This window comes from Maribacter dokdonensis DSW-8, assembly GCF_001447995.1.
In the GTDB taxonomy this organism is placed as follows: domain Bacteria; phylum Bacteroidota; class Bacteroidia; order Flavobacteriales; family Flavobacteriaceae; genus Maribacter; species Maribacter dokdonensis.
Genome location: NZ_LDPE01000002.1, coordinates 768,619 through 793,858, shown reverse-complemented (window position 1 = coordinate 793,858; position 25,240 = coordinate 768,619). Strand labels below are relative to the sequence as shown.

General features: G+C 36.4%; 11 protein-coding genes. 1 reads left to right on the top strand and 10 read right to left on the bottom strand.

Features of this window, described 5'->3' with window-relative positions; genetic code table 11:
• Window positions 1-166 precede the first annotated feature (166 nt).
• Window positions 167-1,843 (top strand): amidase, encoded by a 1,677-nt coding sequence (locus I600_RS13025; protein ID WP_058104964.1) that lies wholly within the window; start codon window positions 167-169, stop codon window positions 1,841-1,843.
• A gap of 204 nt (window positions 1,844-2,047) precedes the next feature.
• Here I600_RS13025 and I600_RS13020 read toward each other — a convergent pair whose 3' ends face one another.
• The 10 genes from I600_RS13020 to I600_RS12975 form a co-directional block, all read right to left on the bottom strand.
• The gene (locus tag I600_RS13020) at window positions 2,048-2,713 is read right to left on the bottom strand and encodes an ABC transporter ATP-binding protein (RefSeq protein ID WP_058104963.1); all 666 of its coding nucleotides are present in this window, start codon (window positions 2,711-2,713) and stop codon (window positions 2,048-2,050) included.
• A 67-nt stretch (window positions 2,714-2,780) separates the two neighbouring features.
• The gene (locus I600_RS13015; protein ID WP_058104962.1) at window positions 2,781-5,180 is read right to left on the bottom strand and encodes an ABC transporter permease; all 2,400 of its coding nucleotides are present in this window, start codon (window positions 5,178-5,180) and stop codon (window positions 2,781-2,783) included.
• The gene (locus tag I600_RS13010) at window positions 5,177-7,630 is read right to left on the bottom strand and encodes an ABC transporter permease (RefSeq protein WP_058104961.1); all 2,454 of its coding nucleotides are present in this window, start codon (window positions 7,628-7,630) and stop codon (window positions 5,177-5,179) included. The genes I600_RS13015 and I600_RS13010 overlap by 4 nt, the downstream gene beginning before the upstream one ends.
• A gap of 12 nt (window positions 7,631-7,642) precedes the next feature.
• A complete protein-coding gene (locus tag I600_RS13005) occupies window positions 7,643-10,060 on the bottom strand; it encodes an ABC transporter permease (RefSeq protein WP_058104960.1) in 2,418 nt (805 codons plus the stop codon).
• Between the two features lie 35 nt (window positions 10,061-10,095).
• A complete protein-coding gene (locus I600_RS13000; RefSeq protein WP_058104959.1) occupies window positions 10,096-12,495 on the bottom strand; it encodes an ABC transporter permease in 2,400 nt (799 codons plus the stop codon).
• Between the two features lie 251 nt (window positions 12,496-12,746).
• The gene (locus I600_RS12995; RefSeq protein ID WP_058104958.1) at window positions 12,747-15,176 is read right to left on the bottom strand and encodes an ABC transporter permease; all 2,430 of its coding nucleotides are present in this window, start codon (window positions 15,174-15,176) and stop codon (window positions 12,747-12,749) included.
• Between the two features lie 36 nt (window positions 15,177-15,212).
• Window positions 15,213-17,645 (bottom strand): ABC transporter permease, encoded by a 2,433-nt coding sequence (locus I600_RS12990; protein WP_058104957.1) that lies wholly within the window; start codon window positions 17,643-17,645, stop codon window positions 15,213-15,215.
• A gap of 152 nt (window positions 17,646-17,797) precedes the next feature.
• On the bottom strand, window positions 17,798-20,143 hold the full coding sequence (locus I600_RS12985; RefSeq protein ID WP_058104956.1) for an ABC transporter permease: 2,346 nt from the start codon (window positions 20,141-20,143) through the stop codon (window positions 17,798-17,800).
• A gap of 101 nt (window positions 20,144-20,244) precedes the next feature.
• The gene (locus I600_RS12980) at window positions 20,245-22,719 is read right to left on the bottom strand and encodes an ABC transporter permease (protein WP_058104955.1); all 2,475 of its coding nucleotides are present in this window, start codon (window positions 22,717-22,719) and stop codon (window positions 20,245-20,247) included.
• Window positions 22,720-22,742: 23 nt separating this feature from the next.
• Window positions 22,743-25,160, bottom strand: a complete 2,418-nt coding sequence (locus I600_RS12975) for an ABC transporter permease (protein WP_058104954.1) — start codon at window positions 25,158-25,160, stop codon at window positions 22,743-22,745.
• Window positions 25,161-25,240 lie beyond the last annotated feature (80 nt).

Here is a 25,240-nt window from a genome sequence, read left to right as displayed (position 1 = left end):
ATAATCCTTAGTTATCAGATTAAGAAGCTAGCGTATTGAAAATGAAGATGCCATTATAAACAGATCCTCTTATTCATAGATATTCAATTCACATTTTTTTATGATTGGGCAATTCACATAAATTTTTCAAAAGACGTACATTAGAATCTTCTTAAAACTTTACAACATGTACCAACCTACCAAAAAAACTCTCCTTCTTTCATTTCATAGTCTACTTTTTTGCCTTTTCATTACTTCATGCTCCAGTTCTCATACTGATTTTACAAAAAAAGATGTAAAGCGCTCTCAAAAACTAATAGGGCTTGATTTTGACAAGAAATATATAGACACCTTATATCCTTATTTACAGCGAAACAAAAAAGGATTTGATTCCCTTAGAAAATACACTCTAGATTACGATGTGGTACCTGCGGTTAGATTTGACCCATTACCAATGAATTTTACGCCAAAACCACAATCTGGGTTTCCAGAATGGGAAATTCCGAATAACATTGACATACCAGAAAATAAAGCTGATCTAGCTTTTTATTCAATACCTCAACTAGCATCCCTAATTAAAAACAAAAAAATTAGCTCGCTAGAATTGACCCAATTTTTTATTGAACGCTTAAAAAAATATAACGACATCTTGCAGTGTACCATAACCATAACCGAAGAGATGGCACTGGAACAAGCTAAAACCATGGATGCCGAAATTGCCAACGGAAAATATCGTGGAATTCTTCATGGTATACCTTATGGTGTAAAAGATTTAATGGCAGTAGAAGGTTACAAAACTACGTGGGGAGCAGCACCCTACCGCGACCAACAAATTGATATGACCGCCACGGTGGTGCAAAAGTTACAGGATGCAGGTGGTATTTTAGTAGCCAAATTAGTTTCTGGATCATTGGCACGTGGTGATGTTTGGTTCGACGGTAAAACAAAAAATCCTTGGGATACCACACAAGGAGCATCAGGTTCTTCCGCGGGCTCAGGATCGGCAACCTCAGCGGGACTAGTACCTTATTCATTAGGAACTGAAACCCTTGGCTCAATATTATCACCAAGTACCAGAAACGGAATTACAGGATTACGCCCTACTTACGGTAGAGTAAGCAGACATGGTGTAATGAGTTTAAGCTGGTCTATGGACAAGGTTGGTCCTATGACCAGAAGTGCTGAGGACTGCGCAATTGTTTACAGCGTAATTACAGGCAAGGACCCTAAAGATGGTATGACGACGGATTTCCCTGACGGATTTGACCCCAACAAAGACTACAAGTCTCTTAAAGTTGCCTATTTAAAAAATGACATTGAAAAAGACTCTTCACTTAGTAAAGAAAATTTAGATAATGCCGTGAAGAAATTTGAAGATATGGGCATTTCCTTACACGCCGTAGAACTACCTAAAGATGTGCCCTACAATAGTTTTGATATCATTTTAAGAGCAGAAGCGGGTGCATTTTTCGATGATATGGTCAGAGCTGAAGAAGTGGATAAAATGGTTGAACAACACCAACGTTCAAGAGCAAATTCATTACGCCAGGCACGCTTTATTCCCGCAGTAGAATATATACAAGCCAACAGACAAAGACAGGTACTTATTGAAAAAATGCAGGCCGTTATGAAAGATTATGATGTGCTTATTTCACCAAGTTCCGGCAACAGACTTTCAATTATTACAAACCTTACCGGTCATCCGGCAATTTCCATTCCTACTGGGTTAGATAAAAAAAAGCACCCAACCAGTATCACGCTAATTAGCAACTTGTATGACGAAGCCAGTATTCTTTTATTAGCAAAAGCATTTCAAGACCAAACGGATTATGATGAAATGCATCCTGAAGGGTATACGGATTAGTGATTCGTTGATTGTTGGTTGTTGGTTGTTGGAATACTATAATTTTCAATTAAGTCGACAACTATTCGTTTTCAAAAGGTTCTCGATACACCCCTTATTCAATGAAAAATTGAATAAGGGGCACACGAACCGACATTCGCAAATTATATTAAAACCTAACGCTTCTCGACTGCGCTTGAAATGTCTTTTTATATATTTCAAAAACTAAATCTGTCTGCCGTCTAAAAGATTGATGATTCTTGAACCATATTCGGCGTTCTTTTCCGAGTGTGTTACTTGTATAATGGTGACGCCTTCTTCTTCATTAAGCTTCTTAAAAAGCTGCATGATTTCTTCGCTTTGTTGAGAGTTTAGGTTGCCTGTTGGCTCATCTGCCAATATCAGTTTTGGGTTTGCAATTAATGCTCTTGCCACACCAACCAATTGTTGCTGTCCACCACTTAACTGTGTTGGGAACAGATCTTTTTTACCTACAATATTGAACCTATCCAACATATCGGCTACCAGTGCCTTTCTTTCAGAACCTTTTATTTTCTTATACAACAAAGGCATTTCTAAATTTTCCTCTACCGTTAAATCATCTAATAAGTGATATGACTGAAACACAAAACCTATATATTCTTTATACAGATTAGAACGGTATTTTTCTTTTAAGGTATGTACAGATTCGTTCAAGAAATCATACTCTCCTTCATCAAACGTATCTAGCATACCTATGACATTCAATAATGTGGATTTCCCTGAACCGGACGGACCCATAATTGAAATGAATTCGCCTTCCTGTACTTCTAAATTAATATCCTTTAGCAAAAACACGCGTTGACCGCCTTGCTGTACCCATTTGAAAATATTTCTTAATTGTAATAACATCTTTATGTAGTGAATTAGTTGATTAGTGAAATAGCATATTAGTGGTTGATGGTTAAAATCATATTTATTATTCCGTTCTTAAGCTTTTAACAGGGTCAGCAGTAGCCGCCTTATAGCTTTGCCAGCTAACGGTTAAAAGTGTAATTAAAATAACTACCCCACCGGAAAATAAAAACATCCAAGGACTTAAGGTAATCTTATATGCAAAACTCTCCAACCATTTAGCTACGGCGAAATATGCAAGTGGTGAAGCTACAACAAAGGACACTACCAACCATTTCATAAAATTACGATTAAGTAATATTAAAATTTCAGCTCTACTAGCCCCATTAACTTTTCGGATTCCAATCTCCTTAAACCTACTTTGCGTAATCATTAGTGCTAGACCTAAGACTCCCATAGTACATACGAATATGGATATCAGGGTAAATAATAAAATTAATTTTTTCTGAATAAGCTCCGTTTTATATACATTTTTATAAATTGAATTCACCTGAACATAATCTATGGGATATTCCGGAAATAGATTTCTCCAAATATTTTCAATACTTAAAAGAGCTTCCTTTTCAAATGGAGTTCTATATGAAATTACTATACTGTTCAACCAACTATTTTCTCTTTTAAAAAGCACAAGTGGCTCTACTTTGTTTTGTAACCCTGACAAATGAAAATCTTTAACTACTCCAATAACTTTTCCCTCAGGTAGTACTACTCCAGGAACAGGAGAAAGTAAAGAGAATTGCTTGTTAACAATAGCCTGTGGATCACGAAAACCCAATTGATATAATGCACTTTCATTTATTAGATATTCTCCATTTCCAGGTTCATCAATATTAGTTTCAGTAAAATTTCTACCACCTAAAAAAGTAAGTCCAAATACTTCTGCAAAAGAGTAATCAGCTGCAAAAACTCCAATTGTATTAGTATTAGGTTCCAATTCAGGAGCACCTTGGAAAGTATAAGAAAACATGTCATGGGTTTCACTTCCGGGTGTATCCATCATGGCCGAGACAGATGAGATACTACTTTCTTTTAATAGCTCTGATTTAAAGAATTCAAAATCTTTTTGAATATCAGAATGAACCAAAGGTAGGCAAACTATATTTTCTTTCGCTCCTAAAGCTTTATTCAAGGCAAAATTCGTCTGTTCCGAAATAACTATCACTATTATTAATAAAACAATAGCAAGACTAAACTGCGTAATAAATAATGTTTTGTGTACTTTAGTTCTCTTTTCTTTTTGTAATCTTTTTTGCAGTGATATTTTCTCAAAATGCTTTTTAAATACTGGTTGTAAACCTGCAACAATCATTAAAATAGCTACAGTTACAATAGTCGATAAAATAAACAACTCATTATTTTCTAAAAGATTAAGTTGATAATTTTTATAAATCAACGTATTCACAGGGTACATTAACAGTAATATTATAGTTATAGAAGTTAATACTACCACTGTACTTTCAATTAAAAAATACCTGCTTATAAAGCGTTTGGAAGAGCCCAATATTTGATTCATGGCTAAAAACGTAGATAAGTACCCTACCATTCCTAAATTTAAACTTGCAAAGTTGCTTAATGCTATTAATAAAAGAATAATTCCAGCAATCACTAGAACCCATATATTGGTCATACTGCTATTTGGTTCAATTTCACGAAACAGTTTAGACTGCAAATGAATATCAGTTATATTCATCAAATACGCTTTCACTTCAGAATTACTAGTGGCTTTATCATCTGTAAACAGCTCTGTTAGCGCAAGAGAAATTTTATGCTCCACTATCTTAGGGTTAGCATTTTCTCTAAAAAGTAAATACTGGTAAGCCCAACCTTTAATTTTATCTTTACCTGGCATAAATAAAATATCAGGATGAAGGTGACTTTGCTGTTCAAAATCATCCATTACACCTGTTATTTGAAAATCTTCTTTTTTTGCATTAAAATGCCCTTTAGGTAATGAAATTACTTTTCCAATGGGATTTGAATTGCCAAAAACATTTTCAGCCAGTGATTTGGATATAACAACAGAATTTACATTTTGAAATACAGTATTTATATTTCCGCTTAGAAATGGAATATCAAAAAGTTTAAAAAAAGTATTATCAACCGAAAAGCCTTGGTGAATTTTATAAAATTGTTCGTCATGTTTTATTAACTTTCCTCGAATAGGGACCATACGAACTAGACTTTCGACTTCAGGAATTGATTCTGTTATTAACGGTAAATCTTGTGCCGAAAAAAAACGTGCAAAATGATTGTTATCTAGAAATCCTTGACTTGTAGCCGTTAACCGAAAGATATTTTTTGCTTTTGTAAAATGTTCATCATAAGTTAATTCGTTTTTTAGAAAAAGTGCTATAAATAAAATTCCACATAAGCCTAGAGATAGTCCGACAATTTTTATTCCGTTTAAAACGGGTCTTTTTTTAATATTTCTTAATGCGTATTTTAAAAGAATAATATTTTTCATTCCGTTCTTAGGCTTTTTATGGGATTGGTATTCGCTGAATTCAGAGTTTTAATTGTCATAATCAATAATGATATTACCACCATAAGAACTCCGCTTAAAGCAAAAACCCACCAGCTCAATTCGGTTTTGTTTGCAAATTCCTCCAACCAACTATGTAATCCATACCATGCAATTGGCGCAGCAATAACAAAAGCGATCAATACCAGTTTTAAAAAGTCTTTGGACAAAAGTATATTAAGTTGAAAAATATTGGCTCCAAGAATTTTTCGAATCCCTATTTCTTTTGTCCTACGCTCAGTGGTGTGAACAACCAACCCAAATAATCCCAAACAACTAATTAAAATTGCCAAGCCTGTTGCCCACTTTAAAAGTGTCGCTGTTTTTTGTTCGCTTTCATAAAATTGTTTTACAGTATCATCCATAAAAGCGTATTTAAAATCGGACTCAGGATAAGTTTCTTTCCATATACTTTCTATTGATGATATAGTTTCTGACCAATTAGAAACTTCATTAGAATTTAATTTAAAATGAATTGTTTTAAATTGTGTCCACTTGCCTGTATATGAACTTCCAGTAAATGCCATTGGAGATACTCCATATTTTAGCGAATGCTGATTAAAATCATCCATTACACCAACTATAGGCAAATTATCACCATCAACTACTAAATTCTTACCTATAATATCTACAGCATTTTCTACACCTACGACTTTCAGATACGATGTATTCAATACAAACTCATTAATGGAATCATTTAAAGGCATTCTACCTGCTAATAATTTTAAATTATATAAATCAAAATAGTTAGCAGTACCATACATGAGCTGCAAATCTGAATTAACTTCCTTGCTGTCATCTATAAATTTTACCCCCATACTCATAGTAGTAAATGAAGCCGGAGGATTACCTGCTAATACAGCACTTGATATACCCGGCAAATCTTGTACTCTATTAACAAACCTTGTTCTTTTTACTGCTGATGTATCTTGCCATGGAGTTTTAAAATATGCGATTGCATCTGTATTAAAACCCATATCTTTTTTCATAATATAGTTCAACTGTTTACCTACCATTAATGTAGCTATGATAAATATCTGTGCAATTACAAATTGAAATACGGTTAAATACTTTCTTAACAACCCCTTATCTGAACTGGGTGTTATTTGTTGTTTTAAAACCGAAACTGGTTTATATTTTGACAACACGAGGGCGGGATAAAATCCGGACAAAATAGTCACTGCACCAAGTAAAAGGAAGACACCCAATACTAACCAAGGACTTAAAAAAATATCAAAGCTCAACCCGGCAGGAATAAAATCTGAAAATAAAAGAAGTAACCATTTTGAAAGAAAGAATGAAACTACGGCTGCAGATAAGGTCAAAAGAAATGTTTCTCCCAAATATTGAGAAATTAATTGAAATCTTGAACTCCCTAAGGTTTTTCTAATACCTATTTCTTTCGCTCTTTTAATTGCTTGCGCCGTATTTAAATTAATGAAGTTTATACAACCTAAAATCAATAAAATTAAAGCCAACAACATTAGACTTTTTAATGCTGACATTGTTGTACGGCTATCGTTGAAATCAAAAGTACCGTAGTTAGGATTTAAGTGTAAATCATTTAATGGTTGCAAATTGAACTTACTCGTACTCCCACCTTGGTAGGTATCTTCTGGTTCATTATGATCATCTGCAATTTGAGTAAGTGTTTTTTGAACATTATCTGCACTGTTATTCTCAGAAAGTTTTATAAAAAGTTGCGAGGCAGAATTTGTATTGTTCCAATCCGCTTCATTAATCGCATTGGTCATATCTTGTGTATCCGCTGTTTTTAAAGATATAAATTCTTCAAAAACAATATCTGTACGACCATTAAACCCTGCTATAACACCAGAAACCGTAGTGTGTATACTGTCATTATAAACCAGAGTCTTACCTATAATATGCTCTATTTCTTGATTTGGAAAATATTTTCTTGCACGTTCTTGCGATAGCACTACCATATTTGGTTCTTCTAAAGCAGTTTGTGAATTTCCAGCTAACCAATTATACTCAAATGTCTGGAAATATGAAGGTTCTGTATATATTACAAATTCGGGATTTTTAAACCTATTACCGGTTGCCGAATTTTCTACATGTAAAGGATAGATCGTAAAAAATGGAGCAACGGTTTCAATTTCCTCCATTTTTAAATCTTTGAGCTCTTGTGCCAATGGAACGGCAACACCTGCGTTATGAAACACTCCAGACGCACCTTCAAACGAAGTAGTGACTCTATAAATCCTTTCACCATCTTGATGAAAATTATCGAATGTGAGGTCATAAAAAACCATTGCCCCAATTACAAATGCAGCGCTAAGACCAATAGAAAGCCCTAAAATGTTTATTATAGAAAACACCTTATTTTTCCAAACATTACGAAAAGCTATCTTTAAATAATTACGAAGCATAATAATTAAATTTTATTCCGTTCTTAAGCTTTTAACAGGGTTTGCCGCCGCTGCTTTCATAGTTCTTGCTCCTACCGTCAACAACGCAATTAAAGCTGCCAGCATTCCTGCACCAATGAAGAACCAAATACTCAATGGCACCCTAAAAGCATATTCCTGCAACCACTTATCTAAAGCAAACCATGCTATGGGCGCCCCTATTAGGAATGCCAAGCCTACCAATTTTAAAAAATCTTTGGTCAACAGTATGGTTATAGATGATGTACTTGCCCCTATAACTTTACGAACACCTATTTCTTTTGTACGTTGTGCAACGACTAATAACGACATAGCAAACAATCCTATGCAACTAAGAACAATACCAAGTACCGAGCCTGCTGTAATAATAGTTGCCATCGTTTTTTCACGTCTAAAGGTTCTGTCTATATTTTCATCTAAAAACGAGCCTAAAAATTCTGCGTTTGGCTCAACCTTTTGCCAAGCGTCTTTAATGGCATCAAAAGAATTTGCCATATCTGCCGGTGCTACTTTTACATAGGCATAATACAAATCAAAATTATCATCAAGAAATAAAGTCAATGGTTCTATACTTCTACTGATATCTTGATGATTATAGTTCTTTAATACCCCTATGACATTATAGGCTACGGAATCTTCATCAAAATATATTCTTGTTGCCAGAGGATTACCCTCTTCGTTCAGCTCTTTTACCATGGCTTCATTGATGACCATGCTTAAGCTATCCGCACTATATTCCTTACTGAACATACGCCCTTGCAACAATTGTAGATCTAAGGTTTTTGCATAATCATAGTCTACATTAAGAACATTACTTTGCACTACCCTACCTTTATGTTCAAACCCGAATTTACTGATGGACATGCTGCCGTCTTTTCCTCGCCCTAGGTTATTGTCCGACCCGGTTACACTTAAAATATTTCTATTTCCACTAAGTTCATTTCGCAACAACTCTACCACTCGGTAACTATCTTTTTTTCCGTTCAACGGTATGGACACTACCTGTTCTTTATTAAAACCAAGATTTTTGCTTCTCATAAACTCTAACTGTCCTTGAAAAACCAAAGTGCCGGTAATTAACACAATAGCAATTACGAACTGTACGACGATCAACGCATTTCTTACTCCGTTTTTGCCCAGTTCCCACTTACCTTTTAAAGCCTTCAAGGTATTTAGCTTGCTCAATAGTAATGCCGGGTACCCACCCGTAATCAATGTGACCAATAAAACCCCAAAGAAACAACCCGCTAAAATTGTAGGTGTCATCATATTTGAAAAAGTAGCCTGGGTATTAAATAAGGTCTTAAATGGGTCTATTAACACATTGGCAAGAATTAATGCCAACACAATAGCAATAGCAAATACCAACAAACTTTCTAACCAAAACTGTCCAAATAGCTGTCCTTTTACCGCACCTAACGTTTTTCTCATGCCTATTTCCTTCAGGCGTTTTTCACCCAAGGCAATGTTCATGTTCACAAAATTGGCACAAGCAATAAAAATAATTAAGAATGCTATACCCAGTACCAAATACGGAAATGTTCTTTTTACCTGTAAGGTTTCTGCATTGAAATTAGCGAAATGCATATCTGTACTAGGCAATAATTTAAGTTGCGCATAATTATCGTTGACATCCGGTTGAGCGCCATCACGTTTCATGTTATTGATCTGCTCCTCATTATGTAATAGCGTAAAATCTACCGTACTTTTTTCAAATTGCGAAGTAGTTACCCCTTCCTCTAATTGCACATACACTGGGTGATTTCTAGAATCCCAAGCATCAACATATTCTTTATAGTCCCAATGAGTGGTGAACGGTATAGCTATTTCAAAATTTATACTACTATTGTTTGGTATGTTCTTTAAAATCCCAGAAACTGTAAAAGGCTTTTCCTCTTTTCCTATTTGAAGTCTAACTATTTTACCCAAACCATTGGTAGTCCCAAATAACTTTTTAGAAACTTCTTCGGTTATGGCAACCGAATTTTGATCTGGCATAGGCTTGGCACTATCCCCTATAAGGGTTGGAAAACTGAATATGGAGAAATAGTCCGTATCAACAAATTCTGCATCTAAATTATAATCGTTCTCCCCAAAAGAAACCAATACATTTTCACTTAAAGCTCTTGTTATATGCTTTATGCCGGGCACTTCATCCTTTAGAGCCGGAGCAAAGGGAACGGGATTAGCAGTTGAAAGTTCTGACCCTTTTGGAGTTTGATCAGTATAGTACACTTGATAGACCGACTCTTTGTTCTCATGAAACTGATCATAAGATAACTCGAACAAAACGGTGATGGTCAATAATAGTGCAATCGCAAATGCTAAGGTTAAGCCCAAAATATTAGCCGTGGTAAACACGCGGTTTTTTATCAAATTTCGCCAAGCGATTTTAAAATAATTCTTTATCATGATTACAATATTTTGATTGATTGATGACGTATAAATTATTCCGTTCGTAAACTTTTCACCGGGTTTGCCCTTGCTGCCTTAATAGCTTGAAAACTTACCGTGGCAATGGTCACTAACATTGCGCCCAACATGGCTACCGCAAAAATCCACCATTTGAGTACTACTCTATACGGATACTCCTGCAACCATCCGTTCATAATGAAATAAGCTATAGGTACGGCAATAAAACAAGAGATAACCACCAGTTTTAAAAAGTCTTTGGACAACATATTCCATACATTGAAAATAGACGCTCCCAATACCTTACGCACCCCTATTTCTTTCTTTCTTTGCTCGGCTACAAATGATGTCAACCCAAATAACCCCAAACAACTAATTAAAATTGCCAGTGCCGTAAATACTCCCGAGAGTGTACCAATACGTTCTTCCGATGCAAACTTTTGACCATATTCGCTATCTATAAATTCATATTCAAAGGGAATATCCGGAAAATGCTCCTTAAACACATTCTCTACGGTGGCAATACTCTTAGATGCATTGTTATTAGGATTCAACCTTAGGTTATAATAACTGGCATTATTGAACCTATCATACACATAAACACCTTGTTTTACCGGTTCATAAGGTGATTGGGTGATCATGTCTTGAACAACACCTATAATTTTTAATGGCGGATTAGGGTCTTCTTCATCATCGTCTCGTAATAACTGCCCTACAGGATTCTCCATACCCAGATATTTCTTTGCGGTTTCATTGATCAACACCCCTAATGAATCGGTTGCAAAATCTCTTGAAAAATCGCGCCCTTCTAAAATTTTAAGATTCAATGATTTTGCGTACTCCGGTGAAACTTCTGTCCACGCTAGATCTTCTTGAAAACCTTCTGGTTTGCCTTCCCATGTAAAGCCGCCTCTATTAGACCATATTTGGGTAGTTGGACTACTGGAAGTGGACATTTCCACTACCGCTCCGGACCCTATGAATTCGGTTCGCATTAAATCATATTTCCCCACAAAATCTTGACTGAACGTCGGTATTTGGATCAATCCTTCCTTATCATACCCAACAGGTCTATTTTTTGCAAAATTGATTTGCTGCATTACAATCACCGTACCTATAATAAAAGCTACCGAGACCGTAAACTGAACTACAACCAATACCTTTCTTGGCAACCCTGCGTACTTTCCGGTCTTGAACGTACCCTTAAGCACATCTACCGGTCTAAAAGATGATAGGTATAACGCCGGATAGCTACCTGCCAACAAGGAAGTGAACACTATAAACACCAATGACACCATCCAAAACATACCATTATCCCACGGAAAGAATATTTCTTTTCTAGATAGCTCATTAAATCCGTTCAAGGAAAGTAATACCAACAATATGGCTACTACAAATGCAAAAACAACCACAAGAAACGATTCGCTCAAAAATTGATAGATCAATTGCCCTCTTTGAGAACCAATAGATTTACGTATGCCAACTTCCTTGCCCCTTTTCTCTGAACGGGCGGTACTCAAATTCATAAAATTGATGCATGCCAACAGTAATACAAAAGCTCCAATGACACCAAATAACCACACGTACTTTATGCGCCCACCTTCTTGTTTTCCATTTTCAAAACTGCTACGCAAATACCAATCTTTCATTGGGAACAAAAAGATCTGCGGATTAAATTGAGCTGTATCTTCGTTTAAATCTTTCTTTACGTTTTTAATATTATTGGTTACCTGCTCAATGGTTGTATTATCTGCCAATTGTACGAACATTTGAAATGAATTGTTGCCCCATTGATCTTCGGCATTTTTTATCCATTCGTTCACTGCCAAATACTTCTCCCAAGGAATAATATAATCGGTATCGTTAAATGAATTATTGACAGGTATATCACTGTACACCGCGCTTACATTCAACTTGTGCTCATTACTTACGGTAACCGTTTTACCAATGGGGTCTTCATTACCGAACAAGGCATCTGCCGTTGATGCTGATAACATAATGGAATTGATCTCCCGTAGCGCATCTTGCTCTCCCTTAATAATATCTAGACCAAAAAGTTCAGGTCCATTTTGTTGCATGTAATTACCTGGTCTAGATATGCTCTTTTCACCATATTTTAAGTAATGGTCATTGGTCCAAGAACACATGACCAAATGCTTAAAATTACCACCGTAACCATCTCTTAAGGCTTTCTCCAAAGGTCTTGGTATGGCAGGTCCTGTTCCTGTTTCGCCATTAAAGGTTTGCGATTGAAAAACTTGAGCTATACTTTCTTTATTCTTGAAGTAGCTATTATAGGACAGCTCATCTTGGATCCAAAGCCCAATAATTAAAGTTACCGCCATACCAAGGGCAAGTCCGCCCACATTTATAACGGTATACCCCTTATTCTTAAGTAGATTTCGCCAAGCAACTTTTAAATAGTTCTTAAACATGATCGTTCGTTTTTTGATTGATGATTAGTTGATGCTAAACATTGATTGAATGATGATATAAAATATGAAACTAATTCCGTGCCACTATAGTAAACATCTAATTATCAATTACTTAAAATGAAAGTACATTTTCGTGTGTAAAATATTTTGACAAAAGATGTACAATATATTTACAATGACTACTTAAAAATTAGAATGTTACACCATTTGTCATCAATGCAAAACCAAGTTTTGACCATACATTTCAAAAATTACTCTGAACGCAAGCTTTTTACGGGATTTGCAGCTGCTGATTTTAATGATTGCAGTCCCACGGTCAAAAATGTGATTACCATAACAAGTACACCACTTGCCAAAAACACCCACCACTTAATTTCAATACGATACGTAAAACCCTCTAACCATCTAGAGATAAAGTAATAGGCTATTGGTGATGCTAATACAAAAGCAATGAGTACCAATTTAATAAAGTCTTTAGTTAGTAATTTAACTACTGACTGTACACTTGCGCCCAACACTTTGCGCACACCTATTTCTTTTTTCTTTTGCTCCGCTACATAGGAGATAAGTCCAAATAAGCCCAAGCAGCTTATGAATATTGCTAAAATGGTAAATCCTACAGAGATAAACCCTAAACGCTTTTCTTCTTCGTATAACTTTTCTACTTCTTTATCTACAAATCTATAATCAAAAGGAATGTTACTTAACGTAGATTTCCATTGTTGTTCCAAACCTTGTAGCAACTGACCATAATTTTCTGTGTTTGCCTTAATAAACAGCCAATTAGGTTCCGTTTCCTTATGCAAGAACAAAGGCTGAATCTCTTCTTTTAAGGAAGCAAAATGATAGTTTTTTACCACACCTATAATTCGTAATTCGTCAATTTCATCGCCATAACTTTGCATCAGAGTGGCACTTAACGCGTTTTCAATATCAATATTAAAAGCCTTTAACGTAGCCTCGTTCACTATGATTTGGTCTACGGTATCGGCAGCATTGAAATCCCTACCTTTCAACAATTCTATACCCATGGTGTTAAAATAGCCATCGCTAACGCCGTTACGTTTTACCACTGTTTTATTTTCCTTATTTCCGCCTGGCAAGTAAAATCCATTATCTGCCAATATAATTTCCGACGGCGAATAATTTCCACTTGACACTTGTAATACGCCCGGTACTTTTAAAAATGATGCTTTTAAAGATTCAAACTTATTAGATGATTCTTCGGTCCCTACCCGCAATGCCAAAAGGTTATCTTTTTTATAACCTAAGTCTTTGGTTTGGGCATATTTAAACTGTTGGCCTATAATAATTACCGTACATATTAAACATATAGAAATTACAAATTGAAATACTACTAAAGCCTTTCTAAAGGTACCGCTACCAGATTGTAAAATAGCCGAACTTTTTAATGCTCTCACCGGTTTTATAGAAGATAGGACTATAGCAGGATAAACACCTGAAGCCAAACCTGTAACTACACCTACAGCCAATAATATTACCAAAATCTGCCATTGGTACAAACTTGTATAGGTCAATGATTCTTGTGTTACTTCATTTACAAATGGCAAAAGCAATATAACTATAGGAATACTAATCAACATGGCGAATATGGACAGTAACAAAGACTCGCCCAAAAATTGCCGCATTAATGCATTTTTACCTGCGCCAACTACTTTTCTAACCCCAATTTCACGCGCCCTTTTACTAGCCCTAGCCGTACTAAGATTTATAAAATTAATACATGCCACCAATTGTATAAAAAATGCCAAACTCAGTAAAAAATAAAGGTAGGTACTATTAGATACGCGATCCAGCTGATTTTTTCTGCCATTGGAGTACAAGTGAATATCAGTAACCTTTGTAAGCTCTAGTGTCTTACTGCTCATACCGGCATCTTTTAAATCTTGCGCTCCTCTATCTTCCATAAACTGGGGCAATTTCCGTTGAAGACCTAAGCCACTACCACTTGAGGTCAATTTTACATAACTGTAGGCAAAATTATTGGTGGCAAAGCTCTGGAAGTTCTGTACAAAGGTTCCCATTCCCGGGGTACTCATACTTACAATGTAACTAGGATTAAAATGCGTTTTATAAGCCTTTTCATCATAAACTCCTTTTACGGTAAGGGTTAATGCACTTTCCCCACTGCCCCAAACTACAGTTTTGTCCAAAGGACTGGTGTTGCCGAATAACTTATCGGACAAGTATGATGACAGCATTACGGTATTGGGTTCATCTAAAGCCGTTTTTACATCACCTTCAAGTATTTTAAAATTGAATACTTTGAAAAAAGTTGAATCTGCCAAATAGACCCTTGGTTCATAGTAAGCATCTTTACTATTTGTCGCTCTTATTAGTGGACTGTAAAATGCATCGGTCAATACAACTCTGGTTGCTTCTTCTACCTCGGCAAAATCTTCTTTTAATGCAAATGCTATTGGTGGTGACGAGGTGGCGGAGTCAAAAGATTCTTGACCATCACGATCTATAATTGTCTCCACCCTATAAATTGATGACGCCTGGTTATGGTGCTGATCATAACCCAACTGCGCAAATACATATAACAATATTACTAAACAGCTTACGGTACCCAGCGTAAGACCCAATAAGTTAATGATAGTTTGCTGCTTGTTCTTTATTAAATTACGCCAAGCTATTTTGATATAATTCTTTAACATGATGTTCTTTTTGATTGATGAAGTTTGATGCTTTACTTATTCTGACCGTAAACTCTTAACAGGATTTACAATTGCCGCTTTTATACTTTGGTAGCTTACCGTTAGTATTGCCACGATAATGGCGAGTACAGCCGCCAACAGGAATACCCCAACACCAATCTCAATTCTGTATGAGAAATCTTCAAGCCATTTATTCATGACAAACCAGCCTATGGGCAAAGAAATCAATATGGCTACGCCCACTAATTTTAGGAAATCTACCGTAAGTCGGTAAGAAATTTGACTTACAGTAGCTCCCAACACTTTTCTAACACCGATTTCTTTTGTTCGTTTTTCGGCATTAAAGGCAGCTAATCCAAATAATCCCAAACAAGCAATAAAAATGGACAGCATAGTAAAAATGAAAAATATCTGACTCAGTTTTTGTTCGGCTTCGTAGGTGGTGTTAAAGGCTTCATCCATAAACCGATAATCAAAAGGTTGACCAGGCGCCATGGTGTTCCACGTATTTTCTATCGCAGCAATATTATTGGCATAATTTCCACCACTCATTCTTACCGCCATGTTCTGTGCATTTGAATTCAAATGCATTCCCAAAGCGCCTATATTAGTTCTTAACGTTCTATAATGAAAGTCTTTGACCACTCCAATTATGGTATAGTAGGCAGGATTTTCTTGATCCATTTCCTCGGATATACGCATGCCTAAAGCTTCTTCTGCCGTAACATTTAAAATAGGCAGCGTAGCTTCATTGATAATAATTGCAGTAGAGTCTGATGTATAGGCGGAATTAAAATCACGACCGGCAACCAGTTCCATTTCCATAGTTTTTAGATAATCTGTATCTACATCCCACTCTTGCATTTGAATGGCACTTTCTTGATCTCTAGAACCTTCTTCAAAGAACGAAGTATCTGACCGCCAAGATGGCGTTGGATAATAATTGCTCAACGTAGCACTCTCTACAAAACCCATATTAGCAATCTGTTCTTTAAAAGCCTTGGTTTTGGACCCTAATGCACCCAATTCATTTATTAGCAATACTTGGTCCTTGGAGAAGCCCAAATCTTTATTCTGTATGTAATTCAATTGCTGAAATACTACCAAGGTGCTGATAATAAGAAATACCGAAATTGAAAATTGAAAAATTACCAAGGCATTACGTACCCTACCATTGCCCACACTTTCAGAACTGTTACCTTTTAACGTTTTAACAGGTGTAAACCTCGACATAAAAAATGCAGGATAACTTCCTGACAACAGCCCAAGTAACATAGTTGCCCCCAAAAGTGCCAACCAGAATAAGGGCCGCGTAAACGGAATTTCAATTGATTTACCTGTAAAGCCATTGAAAAACGGCAAAGCTACCAGTGTAATCAATAGTGCCGCTAACAAAGACACAAATGCAATTAATCCTGATTCGGTTAAAAATTGAAAGACCAAATTCAGTTTATTTGAGCCCAAGGTTTTTCGCACCCCTACTTCTTTAGCTCTCTTTAACGAATGAGCCGTGGACAAATTCATAAAATTAACACTTGCCAATATGATCAAGAACAGCCCAATAAAAGAAAGAATGTAGATATTCTGAATACTGCTCGTTGCACTCATTTCCGAGCTTTTATCTGAATGCAAATGAATATCGGTCAAGGGCATGGTGTGGTACCGAATGTAATTACCGGATGCCGTAAACGACTCTGCCGTCATACCTGGAAAATACTTTTGCGCCCATGGCAACATATAACGCTCTAACATACCTTGTAAGGGCTCTTGAAAATCTTCAGCCTTGGCACCGGGAATTAACTTTATAAATGTAAAATAATTATTACCGCCCCAATTATCTTCTCTTGATGCCACGTTGCCCGCCATTGCCAAAAACACACTGTAATCATTGAAATAAGAATTTTTGGGCATATCTTCTATGACACCGGTTACCGTATAGGTATCGGTATTATCCAACAATAAATTTTGACCTATAACATCAGTAGAACCAAAATGTTTTTCTGCTGCAGTTTTAGTAAGCACTAATGAATTAGTCCCCGTTAATGCTGTTTTGGCATCACCCGCAAGTAAGTCTATCCCAAAAAATTCAAAGACAGTGGAATCGGCATAGGTGATATGGTTTTCTTTGGCACTTCTGTTTCCCCCAACTTTCTTTACATAAGCACTACCTATGGTTCTAAATCGCACTGAAGCTTCTACCTGTGGATAGTCTCTTTTTAAGGTTTCCGCCATTGGTGCGGCAGATTCCCCCGCCTTAATTTCCGCTCCACCAAATTTGATATCAGAGTCTATACGATAAATCCTATCTGCATTGGCAAACATTTTATCATAACTAAGCTCATCGTAGATATAAAGCGATATAATTAATGCCCCCGCCATTCCTATGGCTAGACCGAAGGTGTTTAGAAAAGTGAAAAAGGCTTGCTTTTTTAGACTCCTCCAGGCGATTTTTAGATAGTTTTTAAACATGGTTCTCGTTTTTTGATGCTTGATTACGGAGTATCAAATTCTATTTCTATGCCAAGAATACAAGGTATTGATTTTCAATTATTTATATAAACACACAAAATACTAAGTGTCAAATATTTATACAGATTATGTCCAATATATTTACTATACCCCTACTCCGTTCTTAGACTTTTTACCGGGTTTACCCTTGCTGCATTAATAGCTTGAAAACTAATGGTCAATAACGCTATTACAATGGCTACCGCCCCGGCAATTATGAACGCCCAAGCATTAATTGAAGTTCTGTATGCAAAACCCTCTAACCAATTCTGCATTAACAACCAGGCTATTGGCGTTGCAATTACTATCGCCATACCTACCAATTTCATAAAATCTTTAGACAATAAGCCCACAATACCTGTAATACTTGAACCTAGCACCTTTCGTACGCCAATTTCCTTTCTACGTTGGTCTGCAGTAAAAGCGGACAAGCCAAAGAGTCCCAAACAAGATATTAGGATGGCCAGCAGTGCAAAAACTTGGGATAGGTTGCCTATTAATTGCTCACTTTTAAATTTGGCATCGTAAGTGTCATCCACAAATTCATATTCAAAAGGAAACGCCGGGTTAAACTTATGCAACGTTGCTTCCATTGCATTAAGTGCCAATGCTGTTTCTATTCCCGTTTTAGTTTTTACATACATAAAACGTGCTTGACTAGGGTCGTTGAAAAAAATGACAGGATCACTTGAACCATACATATCTCCGTACACATAATCTTTTACAACCCCTATCACAGGATAATCTTCTTCTATAGTTTTACCAATGGCACTGCCGCTACCCATAAGTTTTGCAAAAGATTCACTGACAATAATATTGACACTGTCCTGTGCAGGATTGTTACTAAATCCGCGTCCTTCAATAATTTTCATTCCTGTAGTGTTGAAGAAATCTACTGTAATATCTCTAACCGATACCAGTACATCTTCAGTATCTACACCGCCTTGCCAGCTTAACCCCGATGTATTATTTCCACCGGATAAAATATCAGAATTAATGAATCCGATGCTTTCTATCCTCCCCGAAGCTTTCATGTCTTCTTCAATAGGTTTGAAGTTTTTGATCATATCTCCGTTAACGGGAATTTTCACCAGATTTTCTTTATTGTAGCCTAAATCGCGTCCTTTTACATACTGTACTTGTTGATAGACGATAATGGTGCTGATGATAAATACTATGGATACAACAAACTGAGTAGCTACCAGCCCCTTTCTTATCATTGAGGCACTTCCTTTTGACCTTCTTGCTCCTTTTAAAACGTCTACAGGTTTAAAAGATGACAAATAAAATGCCGGATACCAGCCTGCAACCAAGCCACAAATCAATGTGATACCTAACAGCGTTAACAAATGCGTTGGGTTTACCAGGTTTAGCGCTAATTGTTTGCCGATCATGGTATTAAATTGCGGCACCAATAACTTTAACAAAAGCACACTTAACACGGCAGATAACCCTGCTGTGATTATCGCTTCTGCCATAAATTGAGAGATCAGTCCTTTTCTCCCAGAGCCTAAAACTTTACGCACCCCTACTTCATTTGCCCTTTTCTCGCTACGAGCAGTAGCCAAGTTCATAAAATTGATACAGGCAATTAATAAAATAATGAGTGCAATAAGACTAAACAGCCGTACATAGGTTATTTGTCCTCCTATATTTTTACCGCCTTCAAATGCCGAACGTAAATGCCAATCTTTCATGGAGAATAAAAAGGCGATGGTTTCATCGTCCTCGGTTTTCATTGGTAGTATTGCCTTTACTTTATTATTGACCACATCAAAATTTGCTTCTGGCGAAAGTTCCACAAAAGTGTCCGCGAAGTTTCTATCATATTCGTTTACCCATTCATTATCCTTTGCAAAGTGATCAAAAGGAACAACCCAATCAAAACTATAGGTTACATTGTGCGGCAAATCTTCGTAAACTCCTGAAACGATATAACTTTCTTCGTTGTTTATTTTAATTACTTTGTTAATTGCTGAAATATTCTTACCAAATAATTGTGTAGCCGTTTCTTGTGAGATAACAATGGCATCTACATCATCAAAAGCAGTTTCCAAATTGCCTTCCACAAATGAGAGGCTGAACATACTTAAAAAATCAGCATCTGCGTAACGTCCATTTTTATTGATGGCCGTTTCACCTACCTGAAATAAAAAATCTTCTTCTTTTGTTCGGGCCGCACCTACAATACCTGGTACCTCTTCCTTTAAAACTTCTGCCAACGGACCGGGAGTTGAATGAAATGTACGCCACTCACCTTCATATTGCTGATTTGTGGGTACATAATATACCACGTCTTGCTTATCAAAATTAGCATCATAACCAACCTCATCTTCTACCCAAAGCAAAATCATGGCTGCACAGGTGATACCTATTGCCAAACCAAAGATATTCAGCATACTATAGCCTTTGTTCTTCCAAAGGTTTCTCCAAGCGATTTTTAAATAGTTTTTGATCATGATTTTTGTTTTTAGCCCCCTTACTCTTTACCTAGGGGAGTAGATTTGATGAATTCTATAGTGTACCCACTTTTCTTTCAAGAGAACATATGGGATGTATTTTACTCTGTTCGCAAACTCTGAGCGGGGTTTGCAACCGCTGCCTTCACTGCTTGAAATCCCATAGTAAAAAGGGCAATGACGAGGGCCATTCCGCCAGATACTATAAACACCCACCAAGGTATTTCTATTTTATAGGCGAAATCTTGCAGCCATTTATTCATAAAATACCATGCAACCGGTGTCGCTATCAACATGGCTATTACAATTACCATTACAAAATCGCGAGCAAGCATCTGTACAATTTCACTAATGCTTGCACCCAAAACTTTCCTTATCCCAATTTCTTTTGTTTTCTGTTGGGCTATGAACGCTATTAACCCCAACAACCCCATACAGGCAATAAATATGGTCAAGAAAGAAAACACCCCAAACAAATTTGCCTGTCTTTGGTCTGATATATATGCGGTATTTAAATCATCATCCAAAAAAGAATATTCAAAAGGCACATTTGGTTGATAGTCATTCCATTTCTTTTCTATAGAAGACATCAATTTTCCAATATTTTCCGAACTCACCTTTAAAGTGATGTAGGAAACGCCAGTTTCATAACTCTCCGAGGTATTCGAAAACAATGCGAATGGTGTAATATGACTATGCAACGATTCTAAATTAAAGTCCTTTAAAACTCCCACCACTTTGTATGATTCCATTTTACCGCCAGGATACTGAATCATTCTTCCAATAGGGTTTTCCCATCCTATTTGCTTTGCTGCTGCTTCATTGATCACAACTGACAACGAATCATTGAAGTTATTATCAAACGCTCTACCTTTTATTAACTTCAAATCTAGGGTCTTCATAAAATGTTCATCAACCAGGTAAGATTGTAATATAATATCCTTAGCGACCTTATCGTCAGAATTAGATGCTTCTGGAAAGTAAAAATCACCAAAACTACCTCTGGTAAGCATACCTGAAGAAACGGCGGCATTTTTTACTTCTGATAGCGCCTCTAGTTCCGATCTAAAGGTTTTTTCGCTACCGTCCAATTTTTCTGCATTACGAATTACAAGCAAGTTTTCTTTATCATAACCTAAATCACGGTTTTGTGTATAGTTCAATTGCAGATACACAACACTAGTTGCTATAATCATGATTATGGCAACGGTAAATTGAAAAATCACTAATCCGTTTCTAATAATACCGTCTTTACTGTTAGCTACTTTAGAAACCCCTTTTAAAACATTTGCCGCTTTAAAAGAAGTTAGATAAAACGCTGGATAAATGCCCGCCAGAAGAGCGGTAAATAAACTAAGGCAAATAATAAATAACCAAATACCATTATCATATATTGAATTGAAATTAATGGTTTTACCAGCTAACTGATTAAATAACGGCAAAAACACCCATACCAACACTACAGCTAAAAACGTGGATACTACGGTATAAAAAATGGCTTCCGCCAAAAACTGTTTTATAAGTTGAATTCTGGGAGAACCCAGCACTTTTCTAATACCAATTTCCTTACTTCTCTTAGAGGCCTGCGCTGTAGCTAAATTGACAAAATTAACCGAGGCCAGTATTATAATAAAAAGCGCAATTATTGCAAAAATGTATAAATTCTTAACACTGTTCTGTTCAGTAATTGCAGATTCAATATCATTAGAATGTAGATGAATATCGGTTAGTGCCTGCAAGTGTAAATCCCATTTGTTCCCATTTTCCAAAAACTCTTCATACGGCTGCCCTATCCTGTCAAAAGCATTTGCTGCATGTAACCTAATCAATTCTGGAAACTGTGATTCTAAATGATTAATCACTTTTGGGTTTGCCGCTGCTTTTTCAGTCAATTTCACATAAGTAGCCATTTGTAACCATACCCAACTCCAATTAAATCGTTTTACATTTGAAAAATTTGAAACAGGAACTAGTATATCAAATTCTACAGAAGTTTGTAGATTGTCCATATCTTCTAAAACACCCGTAACATTCAACGGTGTTCTTTCCTTTCCATAAAAAAGAATTTTACCAAGCGGATCTGCATCTCCAAAATATTTCTCTGCAATACTATTGGTTATAACTACACTGTTCCCTTCTTGCAAACTTTTTATGGGATCACCCTTTAACATAGGATAGCTTAAAACCTCTAAAAAATTGGCATCTACCGCAAATAGGTTTTCTTCGTTGAAGATTTGTTTTTCAGAACCATTGGAATATTCAAGAACATCAACCCCGGGTCTGTATATACGAGTATAACTTTCAATTTCAGGAAAATTTGCAACCAAAGTCTCACCTGCTGGCGGAGGTGTATAACCCGCATAGAACTCATCATCGCCCATTTTACCATTTAAATTGACCCTATACACTTGGTCCGTATCATTAAAAAAACGATCATAGCTTAATTCATCGTTTATAAAAAGGGCTATCAAAATAACACAGGTTAAACCAATTGCAAGTCCAGCTATATTAATGATACTATTGCCCTTATATCTAAATGCATTTCTAAAGGCGATTTTTAAATAGATCTTGAACATGATTTTTGTTTTTTGATGATGAATTATTCTTTACGCAAGCTTTTTAAAGGCTGTATCAGCGCAGCGCCTATAGATTGATAGCTTATGGTCAAAATAGCTATGGTCAATGCAATGAATCCTGCGATAAAGAATATGCCCCAACCAATAGTGATGTGGTAGGCAAAATCCTCTAACCAACGGCTCATTAAATACCACCCTACAGGTATGGCAATGGCGATAGAAATTATAATCAGTTTCATAAAATCTACGGTAAGCAATTTATAGATGCTTTTAAACGGAGCCCCTAAAACCAAGCGGATGCTGATCTCTTTTTTACGTTGTTCTACCATAAAGGCAGATAGTGCAAACAAGCCTAAACAAGCAACTAAAATAGCGAACAGGGCAAAACTGTTGAATATTTTACCCATACGTTCCACATCATCGTGCATATGGCTGAACTCTTGATCTAAAAAACTATAATTAATGGACTGACTGGGCACATTTTTATCCCAAACCGAAGTAATTGAAGCCAAGGCTTCATTCACATTTCCTTTTTCCAACTTTAGCGATATAGACCCTAAATCTTTACCGATTACGAGCGATAGCGAAGAAATATCTTCTTTTAAGGACTTAAAATGAAAATCATCTATTACACCTATGACCTTAAACTGTTGACCGTTATTGTTTAGTTCTTTGCCAATAGCGTTTTCCAAGCCCAATTCACGTTGCATATTGGCGTTTATAATAATTGAGTTCAAAGCATCAGACGCAAATTGCTTAGAAAAATCTCTTCCTGTTTTAACCGTAATACCAAGCGTTTTAATGTAATCATAATCTACTCTCCAGATTTGGGCAGGTATACCTCTACCTTCATTTCCTTCATCTTCCCTTCTAAATGTATTACCGTTTCTACTACCACCATCTACCGGCAAATAATTAGAAATGGTAGCCGATTTCACTTGTGGCAATTGAAGTAGTTGTTCTTTAAAATTTTCAGCACTCTCCCCTAAGATTCCGGTACCTTCTAGAACAACAACCTGTTCCTTATCATACCCCAATTCTTTTTGAAGAATAAAGTCCATTTGTTTGTAAATAATCAAAGTGGCAATGATCAGCACTACCGATGTGGTAAATTGAAAAATAACGAGTCCGCTCCTTAATTTGCCACTTTTACTGCCAATACTAAGACTTCCCTTTAAAACATTTACCGGTTTAAATGCCGACAAATAAAATGCCGGATATAAGCCCGCCAAAGCACCTACTAAAAGAGCAGCAACTACTATTACCGGAACAAACCACCAAGCAGACCAAGGCATTTCTATAGTTTTAGATGCCATGTTGTTAAATGTTGGCAGTAATGCCCATGCCAATAGCACGCCTAATAGAAAAGACACAAAACTAAACATCATAGATTCGGTCAAAAATTGCGTTATCAAATTGCTTTTAAAAGCACCAATGGTTTTTCTTAAGCCAACCTCTTTAGCCCTATTGGCAGACTTTGCGGTAGAAAGATTAATAAAGTTGATTACCGCCAATAATAGCACAAAACCGGCTACAGCGGCAAAAAGCCAAACAAAACGGATATCGCCATGTTTAAGTCCGTCTGACATTTTAATATCCGAATACAGATGAATATCGGTTATGGGCTGTAGTTTGTACTTCATGGTTCTAAGCACCTCAATAAAGTCTGGAGCACGCCCTCGTTCGCGCTGTGCAGGTATAATATAGTCTTCAACAATAGAAACCATTTTTTGTTCCAATTCCTGCACGTTCGTACGGTCATCTACCAACACATAGGTAAAGTAATTCTGGTTGGTCCAGTTTGCATTGGTGTCTTCTATAGGTAAAAGAAAGTCATAGGTTAGATGTGAGTTTTTTGCAGCATCTTTCATGACCCCGGTTACCGTATACGGAGTACTCTCATCATTATCTAAAATGATGGTTTCGCCCAAAATTTTATCCCCATTAAAATACTTTGCCGCTTTGGATTCCGATATGACAATACTTTTTGGATTTGCCAATGCGGTTTTAGGATTACCTTGTTGCAACTTCACCTCCAAAAGTTCAAATGCTTCTTGATCCGCAAGCACAAAGCCGGTTTCCAAGTTATTTTGAGCTGCCCCAGCTAAGCGAATACCGCGTTTACCTGCCCCAAAAATTTCAATTGTATTTATTTTCCCTGCCTTTTTTATTTCTGGAAAATCATTTTGCAAGGCTTCTGCAAAGGGTAATTGAAAGTGAGTGCTTTTCATGACTTCACCTTTGTACATGCCTTCTAACACTACCCTATATAACTGATCTTTTTTGGTATAGTGCTGATCATAACCCACTTCATTGTGAATGAATAAGGCTATTAAAAGACAAGCCGCTATACCAACAGCAAAGCCACCAATTTTAATGGTAGCAAATAGCGTATCCTTCTTAATACTTCTCCAGGCTATTTTAAGATGGTTTCTGAACATGGCTCTCGTTTTTATTGACTGATGATTAAATAATTATCCGTGATTAAGGGATAAGTTTGGTTGGTTTGGTTTGTTGGTCG

Coding starts and splice junctions, on each gene's coding strand:
- I600_RS13025 (WP_058104964.1), top strand. CDS start 167: ATGTACCAACCTACCAAAAAAACTCTCCTTCTTTCATTTCATAGTCTA.
- I600_RS13020 (WP_058104963.1), bottom strand. CDS start 2,713: ATGTTATTACAATTAAGAAATATTTTCAAATGGGTACAGCAAGGCGGT.
- I600_RS13015 (WP_058104962.1), bottom strand. CDS start 5,180: ATGAAAAATATTATTCTTTTAAAATACGCATTAAGAAATATTAAAAAA.
- I600_RS13010 (WP_058104961.1), bottom strand. CDS start 7,630: ATGCTTCGTAATTATTTAAAGATAGCTTTTCGTAATGTTTGGAAAAAT.
- I600_RS13005 (WP_058104960.1), bottom strand. CDS start 10,060: ATGATAAAGAATTATTTTAAAATCGCTTGGCGAAATTTGATAAAAAAC.
- I600_RS13000 (WP_058104959.1), bottom strand. CDS start 12,495: ATGTTTAAGAACTATTTAAAAGTTGCTTGGCGAAATCTACTTAAGAAT.
- I600_RS12995 (WP_058104958.1), bottom strand. CDS start 15,176: ATGTTAAAGAATTATATCAAAATAGCTTGGCGTAATTTAATAAAGAAC.
- I600_RS12990 (WP_058104957.1), bottom strand. CDS start 17,645: ATGTTTAAAAACTATCTAAAAATCGCCTGGAGGAGTCTAAAAAAGCAA.
- I600_RS12985 (WP_058104956.1), bottom strand. CDS start 20,143: ATGATCAAAAACTATTTAAAAATCGCTTGGAGAAACCTTTGGAAGAAC.
- I600_RS12980 (WP_058104955.1), bottom strand. CDS start 22,719: ATGTTCAAGATCTATTTAAAAATCGCCTTTAGAAATGCATTTAGATAT.
- I600_RS12975 (WP_058104954.1), bottom strand. CDS start 25,160: ATGTTCAGAAACCATCTTAAAATAGCCTGGAGAAGTATTAAGAAGGAT.